The 6,919-nt window shown below is 47.3% G+C and carries 9 protein-coding genes; 7 read left to right on the forward strand and 2 right to left on the reverse strand.

All coding sequences use genetic code 11. From position 1 onward, the window contains the following. Positions 1 to 5: 5 nt before the first annotated feature. From M2404_RS15330 to M2404_RS20360, 7 genes are all read left to right on the forward strand, one after another. The gene (locus M2404_RS15330; protein WP_259240639.1) at positions 6 to 1,508 is read left to right on the forward strand and encodes a CoA-acylating methylmalonate-semialdehyde dehydrogenase; all 1,503 of its coding nucleotides are present in this window, start codon (positions 6 to 8) and stop codon (positions 1,506 to 1,508) included. Between the two features lie 204 nt (positions 1,509 to 1,712). Next, complete coding sequence (locus M2404_RS15335) at positions 1,713 to 1,955, forward strand: type II toxin-antitoxin system Phd/YefM family antitoxin (RefSeq protein WP_259240640.1); 243 nt, start codon at positions 1,713 to 1,715, stop codon at positions 1,953 to 1,955. A gap of 9 nt (positions 1,956 to 1,964) precedes the next feature. Beyond that, complete coding sequence (locus tag M2404_RS15340; RefSeq protein WP_259240641.1) at positions 1,965 to 2,261, forward strand: type II toxin-antitoxin system RelE/ParE family toxin; 297 nt, start codon at positions 1,965 to 1,967, stop codon at positions 2,259 to 2,261. Positions 2,262 to 2,417: 156 nt separating this feature from the next. Beyond that, on the forward strand, positions 2,418 to 2,831 hold the full coding sequence (locus M2404_RS15345; protein WP_259240642.1) for a BlaI/MecI/CopY family transcriptional regulator: 414 nt from the start codon (positions 2,418 to 2,420) through the stop codon (positions 2,829 to 2,831). A 1-nt stretch (position 2,832) separates the two neighbouring features. After that, positions 2,833 to 4,224, forward strand: coding sequence for a M23/M56 family metallopeptidase (locus tag M2404_RS15350; protein ID WP_259240643.1), 1,392 nt, complete (start codon positions 2,833 to 2,835; stop codon positions 4,222 to 4,224). Positions 4,225 to 4,324: 100 nt separating this feature from the next. Continuing rightward, positions 4,325 to 5,272, forward strand: a complete 948-nt coding sequence (locus tag M2404_RS15355) for an alpha/beta hydrolase (protein ID WP_259240644.1) — start codon at positions 4,325 to 4,327, stop codon at positions 5,270 to 5,272. 81 nt (positions 5,273 to 5,353) lie between these two features. Continuing rightward, complete coding sequence (locus M2404_RS20360) at positions 5,354 to 5,461, forward strand: AAA family ATPase (RefSeq protein ID WP_405047790.1); 108 nt, start codon at positions 5,354 to 5,356, stop codon at positions 5,459 to 5,461. A gap of 34 nt (positions 5,462 to 5,495) precedes the next feature. On the opposite strand, the gene M2404_RS15360 is transcribed toward M2404_RS20360, so the two are convergent. Next, positions 5,496 to 6,002, reverse strand: coding sequence for a tetratricopeptide repeat protein (locus M2404_RS15360; RefSeq protein WP_259240645.1), 507 nt, complete (start codon positions 6,000 to 6,002; stop codon positions 5,496 to 5,498). A gap of 122 nt (positions 6,003 to 6,124) precedes the next feature. After that, positions 6,125 to 6,823 carry a hypothetical protein gene (locus tag M2404_RS15365; protein WP_259240646.1) on the reverse strand — a complete coding sequence of 233 codons (699 nt, stop codon included), beginning with the start codon at positions 6,821 to 6,823 and terminating at the stop codon, positions 6,125 to 6,127. Positions 6,824 to 6,919 lie beyond the last annotated feature (96 nt).

Here is a 6,919-nt window from a genome sequence, read left to right on the forward strand (position 1 = left end):
TACCAATGAAAACCCTAAGCAATTTTATCAACGGCCAGCATCAGCCCAGCAACAGTGGCCGTAGCCAACCGGTATATAACCCGGCTACCGGCGAAGCGCAGATGCAGGTTAGCCTGGCCAGCGCCGACGAAACCCGCAGCGCCATAGCGGTAGCTGAAACAGCCTTTCAAAGCTGGAGCCAGGTTACCCCGTTAAACCGTGCCCGGGTGATGTTTAACTTCAAAACCCTGCTGGAACAACACCGCGACGAGCTGGCAACACTGATAAGCCAGGAACACGGTAAGGTATTTTCTGATGCGCAGGGCGAGCTGACCCGCGGCCTGGAAGTGGTAGAATTTGCCTGTGGTATTCCACATTTGCTTAAAGGCGAGCACTCGATGAATGTTGGCCGTGGCGTTGACAGCTTCAGCCTGATGCAGCCCCTGGGTGTTTGTGCCGGTATTACACCGTTTAACTTCCCGGCTATGGTACCGCTGTGGATGTTCCCTATTGCGCTCGCCTGCGGCAATACTTTTATCTTAAAACCGTCAGAAAAAGATCCGTCTGTGCCGCTGCGTCTGGCAGAATTGCTGCTGGAAGCTGGTTTACCGGCAGGTGTGTTTAATGTGGTTAACGGCGATAAAGAAGCAGTAGATGTGCTACTAACCGACTCACGGGTACAGGCAGTCAGCTTTGTCGGTTCTACCCCGATTGCCGAATACGTGTATGCCACCGGCAGCGCCCACAGCAAACGGGTGCAGGCACTGGGCGGCGCTAAAAACCATATGCTGGTCATGCCCGACGCCGATTTAGGCCAGGTAACCAGCGCACTGATGGGTGCGGCTTATGGCTCGGCCGGTGAGCGCTGTATGGCGATTTCTGTGGCGCTATGCGTAGGAGACGAGGTAGCCGATGCCTTAACAGATCGCCTGCAGCAGGAAATTGCCACGCTACACACCGGGCCTGGCACAGGCATTAGCCCGGAGCCACATATGGGCCCGCTAATTAGCCAGCAACACGCCGATAAGGTGCGTAGCTATATTGATACCGGTGTCGCCGAAGGCGCTACCTTGCTGGCCGATGGCCGTAAACTGCAGGTGGCTAACCACCCGCAGGGCTATTTTGTTGGGCCAACGCTGTTTGATCATGTTAAGCCCGGTATGCGCATTTACCGCGAAGAAATCTTCGGCCCGGTACTGGCCGTCGTACGGGTACCGTCGTTTGCGGACGGCCTTAAGCTTATTAACGAGCACGAATTTGGCAACGGCACCGCCATTTTTACCGCCAGTGGCGAAGCCGCCCGCGAATTTGCTGCCCAGGTGCAGGTAGGCATGGTGGGCGTAAACGTGCCTATTCCGGTACCTATGGCATTCCATAGTTTCGGCGGCTGGAAACGCAGCGTATTTGGCCCGCTCAATATGCACGGCCCCGACGGCGTACGTTTTTACACCCGCATGAAAACCATCACCGCCCGCTGGCCCACCGGCCAGGCAACGACTAATCAGTTCTCAATGCCGACTATGCGCTGATTGCGCCAACCCTAAACTGATAACAATTACGCCGGGAAATCCCGGCGTTGTTTTCAATGTCACTAAGCATCCACCAGCGCATTCATATTTCCATGATAGCGTTTTATTATTAATGCTCCCTTCAGGAAAATCACACGATTTAATCATATTGACCATTTCATGCCATTAGCTATACTCATGCTTTACCGCAAAAAGAGCCTATCTATGCAAACCTTAACAGCAAACGACGCTAAACGAAATTTCGGTGAGTTATTGCTAAATGCTCAACGGGCACCTATCAAAATCAGCAAAAACAGTAAGGACGCCGTTGTAGTAATGTCTATTCATGACTACGAAGCGCTTGAAGCAATGAAAGCTGATTACCTTAAGCACTGTTTTCACTCTGCTCAGGAAGACCTAAAAAAAGACAATATTGTTGACGGTGCAAACTTTCTTAGCGCGCTATAGACACTGCTAATGCAAAATAAACGCTATAAGCTAAGCAGCCTGGCTAAGACGCACCTACAGAATATTAAAAAGTACACGATAGAAAATTTTTCTGAAGCACAGTGGCAAAAGTACAAACAAAACCTGCTTTCTGGCTTTCAAATGTTAGCCGACAACCCTGAGTTAGGCCGTGGCTGTAATGAGATCTACGCTAACGGGTTCTACTGTCCTGTTGCTAAGCATATGGCATATTTCACAAAAGAAGACCACTTTATCCTGATTGTCGCGGTATTGGGGCAACCGCAAACTCCACAAAGTCATCTGTAGGTTTTCAGCGGAAAAAATCCCCGTTAGATTGCCTAACCACGATTAACACCCCACTGTGTTTTCACCATCTGCGACAATTGTCGCAAATAACACTTGATCTATTGCGACAACTGTCGCACTATTCAGATTATTAATTACCTGAATAGTTATCACCCTATGCAGCAACCTACCGCACCTGAACTGGAAATTCTTAAATTACTCTGGTCGAAACAACCACTTACAGCACGGGAAATACACGATGAACTGGCAACGGTGCTGAGCTGGGGCAACTCCTCTACGCGCAAAACGCTTGAGCGCATGGGCGATAAAGGTTTTATCGCCTGTGAAACCATGGCTAATAAAAACAGCTATACCACCTTGCTGGATAAAATGCCGACACTGGCGGCTTTTGCGCAGGATTTTGCCAAACGGGTATTTGAGCTTAACGAGCCGTTGCCGGTAGCCATGTTTGCCAGCAGTAAGCTGGTTAATGCAGATGAAATGGCAGATCTGGAAAAGTTACTGGCCGAATTAGCCTCGCCAGCGCATGCCCAAACCAAAAACACTGCGATGAAAGACAACGAGAGCTGATATGACACAACATCTGCTGATTTCACTATTGTTATGTACGTTTTGGTCTGCCGCACTTTGGGCTATAGCCAAACCGCTGCTTAAAAGAAACCACGTTTTGCAGCAGTGGCCAGCTTTATACTGGTGGTTACTGGCATTGAGTTTTTTACCTTTGCTGCCGTTGCCAGAACTGTATCAACACTGGACTATTCCCTCGGTATTGCTGCAGGATACCCTGTATTCAGTGCAAACATTAGCTGCTCAGCCTATGCACCCGGCTCTGCTTGGCACACCCGCCAATACCGGGCTGTACTGGCAAATAGCCTTAGCTTTTATCGTTACTCTAAGCCTTATACAACTGGTAAAGCTAGCCAAACAATGGCAGCAACTGCAGCAGTTTATCCGCCATAGTACCAGGCTGGCACCTGACAGCCTGTTTACCGCAGCGCAACTGAAGCAAGTTGCTCCTTTAGCAAATCGTTTCACATTGCGCCAAACCGAAGCCGCAGTATCACCCTTTATTGCAGGCTGGTTTAAGCTAACACTGGTGGTGCCTGCTTATATCTGGCAAATGTCGGAACAACAGCGGCAATTGCTGATCAGCCATGAGCTGATGCACCTGCAACGGCGCGATCCACAACAACTGCTTATTATGCGTATATTGGTAGCCTTGTGCTGGTTTAATCCGGTATTCCGGCAGCTGGAAGCTGCTTTTATCCGCAACATAGAACTGGCTGTAGATAACGCCGTACTAACAGCGCAACCGCAGCACGCAGTGTTATATGGCCAAACCTTGCTGGCCAGCTTAGCGCTAAGCCAGCCAAAAACACCGCCGCAACTGATGCCCGGCTTTGTTCAAGCCAGTGCAGATAAACAATTTTATCAGCAACGTTTGCAGCAATTGTTTAAACCTGTAGCCGCCGTGCCACTGCGGCAAAAATGGCGTATTGCCCTAATATTGTGTTGTAGCGCCTCAGTACTTAATACCGCCGTTGCCCAGCTTCACTTTACTGCGCCACCTGCAATATGGCATTTGCCTGTTAACAATGTACCGGTTAACTCATTTTATGCTGAACAACACCCGTTTCGTGATAACCGCCCGCATCAGGGGCTGGATTTTGCAGCCCAGCCCGGTACTGCCGTGCTGGCTGCGCAAAAAGGCCGGGTATTAATTACCGATGACACCAGCCTGCATGAACGGTATGGCAAAGTGGTGTTAATTGACCACGGCCACGGCTATCAAACCTTATACGCGCACCTGGACGACTTTTATGTGGTAGCGGGCCAAACAGTTGAGCCCGGTCAGCCGGTTGGCAAAATGGGTGCTACAGGCCGGGTAACAGGGCCACATTTACACTTTGAGTTACTGCTACACGGTAAACAACAAGACCCGGCACCCTACTTGCCACTGTAATTTTTTAACTAAACACAGGCCAATTTTTGCCCGACTCTGCCGGGTGCGGGTTCTTATTGCCTGAAAAACGCCAAACCATTAATTAAAGAAGGAAAATCGCATGAAATTAACAATACCACGGTATAAAACACCATTCTCTACAAGCTTATGCCTTACCTTGCTAACATTACTCAGCCCGATAACGCTGGCCGATACCAAAGCCAGCGCAGAACAGCTATTGGCACAAGAACAAGCTCCGGCGTATGAGCTTAGCAATACTAAAGTACATCAGCTACCGAGCGCAAATGGGCGACACTATGAAGTGTGGATAGATTTGCCGGCGTCTTATGGTAAAACAACAAAAAAGCTGCCAGTGCTTTTTGTGTCAGACGCTAACTATGCATTCCCGCTGATCCGCAGCATCCGCAACCGCCTTGGTGCTGGCGGCCAGAATATAGAAGACTTTGTTATTGTCGGGCTGTCTTACGCCAAAGGCGATACCCCTACTGCAAGCCGTAATCTGGACTACACCCCTACCGCCACCCGCAAAGGCTATGGCGGCGCAGCCGCATATGCCGATTATTTGCAACAACAGGTGATTCCGTTTGTACTGGGGCGTTATCAGGTAGAGCCAAATCGAAAACTCTTTGTTGGCCATTCCTATGGCGGTTTACTGGGCACACAAATTCTGCTGACCAAACCAGAAACCTTTGATACGTATATTTTAAGCAGCCCATCGCTGTGGTTTGATAAAAAATATATGTTTAAACTTGAGCAACAGTACACCGCCCGGCAGCAACAACTGAAAAAGCTTAATAAAACATTGCAGGTACAATTGTATGCCGCAGAGTACGAACAAATAAAAGACGGCCCGCGCTATGCCAAATCGGTCAATATCATGGCCGACATGCAACAGTTTGAAAAAATCTTAAAAAGCCGTAATCACCCCGGTTTACAGGTAGAAAGCCAGGTTATTGCAGACGAAGATCATTTATCGGTATTTCCATCCATGATCAGCCGCGCACTGATAAAATTATTACCCGGCCACGGGCCTTATACACCAGGCTGATAGTAAACGCATCGCAAAGCCTTACCCGGCTGCTTTAACAGCCGGGTCGAAAAATTACGTACAACTAGCCCCACAGAGAGTATTCCATCGAATGTAACGGTATTAGTGGGCAACAATGGTGCCGGTAAAACCTCAATCTTAAAAGCGCTGGCAACATCGCTTAGCTGGTTTACCCGTCTGCAGCTTTAATCTTACAAACTGAGCTGAATGTTAAAACTATTTTTCAAACGCTTCTTTCAATGATTTTCAACAAGGATATTTTGGTTTGAACACCGCCATCACCTAAATGCCCTGTAAAATCCTCTCTTACTTGCTGCAAACACATTGCGGCGACAGAGTACGCTCCCAGCTTTATCGAAGCATAAGCCTTAAAAAAATAGCCCGTCTCAACATATGCATCATTACGGGGGTGAGAATCTTTCAGAGCAATAATCATGTCGAAATCACTATCTGCCAATAAATACTCTGACAGATATAGAAAGCATCGCCCTCTCTTAAAATATAAATAAGAATCATTTTTAGTAATTTCAATTTCTTTTGTGGATACATCAACAGCACTATGATAATTCCGTACAGAAATATAAGCGTGAGACAACTCAGACAAAATCATTACATCGTCAGGATAAGACGAAAGAGCTGTAGTACAAATATCTATAATTTTGCAATATTGCTTATTCTTACGAAAACAATCTATCTCCTTACAGACTAAATCAACAGAGTCATATTTCATATTTTATTATCACCACAACGTTGATAAACTAAACCTTTAGCACAGTTATATAAATCTCTGTAGCCCCGTTACTCCGGGATTTGGGCAAAATGCTGACTCCCTCCCTGCCATGCGCTGCACTTTCAGATATTTTGAGTATATTGAATACTTCCGTCACTGTGCCTTAACCAAATCCCACCTGATGCAGTATTTAACTCTATCCCGCCAATCCAGTCAGAGAAGCCATTCATATTGATCGTATTACACTCTTCTCTTAACGCGGCGGTGCCAGCTTCTGTAATTGCCACAGTACAAAAATTAACTGGTATGTTCTCTACATTCAGCTTTAGTAGCGGCGCTTCTAAGCTGTTGCAACCCAGCTTCAAAATGCGGTCATAAATATAACTATCCGTTACAAGGTCCACACCATTTCTGGCAGGATATAGCGCATAACCAATAACTCTGGCTGCTTTAATTTCGGGACCATAGAGTGAAGCTGCTTTTAGCACCTGTTCATCCCAAATGGTAAGGCCACTACAGTAAGCTGGAAAACGATTCTTTAATACTTTTAATGCACTCAACATAACTGGACAGGCCCCAGCACCGGAGGCAATTATATTCAATAATTTTTCAGGCGTACTGCAGGTATAGGCATCCCAGCATTGTAAGCGATACCCCCACTCCGGCTCAGTGAGTGCTTTAGAAATACAGAATTGCTGTAAAGGTGCATTTTCTACTGGCCGCACAATAAAACCAGGTTCTTCATTTCCTTCATCAGATAAGTAATAACAACGTAAAGAAATACGCTGATAACTGATATTCAGCAAGCGGCAGATGGCCAATTGGACTTCCCCTAAAACACTAGACACTCCTTAGGTTAGAATACAACTTTAGGAGGGCACCATGTCCAAGCAACGTTTTACATCAGAATTCAAAGC

Source organism: Rheinheimera pacifica, from assembly GCF_024809855.1.
Classification (GTDB): Bacteria; Pseudomonadota; Gammaproteobacteria; order Enterobacterales; family Alteromonadaceae; genus Alishewanella; species Alishewanella pacifica_A.

Bases quoted from the DNA above. Each gene is read 5' to 3' on its own strand.
- M2404_RS15360 (WP_259240645.1), bottom strand. From the start codon at position 6,002: ATGAAATATGACTCTGTTGATTTAGTCTGTAAGGAGATAGATTGTTTT.
- M2404_RS15355 (WP_259240644.1), top strand. From the start codon at position 4,325: ATGAAATTAACAATACCACGGTATAAAACACCATTCTCTACAAGCTTA.
- M2404_RS15340 (WP_259240641.1), top strand. From the start codon at position 1,965: ATGCAAAATAAACGCTATAAGCTAAGCAGCCTGGCTAAGACGCACCTA.
- M2404_RS15350 (WP_259240643.1), top strand. From the start codon at position 2,833: ATGACACAACATCTGCTGATTTCACTATTGTTATGTACGTTTTGGTCT.
- M2404_RS15345 (WP_259240642.1), top strand. From the start codon at position 2,418: ATGCAGCAACCTACCGCACCTGAACTGGAAATTCTTAAATTACTCTGG.
- M2404_RS15330 (WP_259240639.1), top strand. From the start codon at position 6: ATGAAAACCCTAAGCAATTTTATCAACGGCCAGCATCAGCCCAGCAAC.
- M2404_RS15335 (WP_259240640.1), top strand. From the start codon at position 1,713: ATGCAAACCTTAACAGCAAACGACGCTAAACGAAATTTCGGTGAGTTA.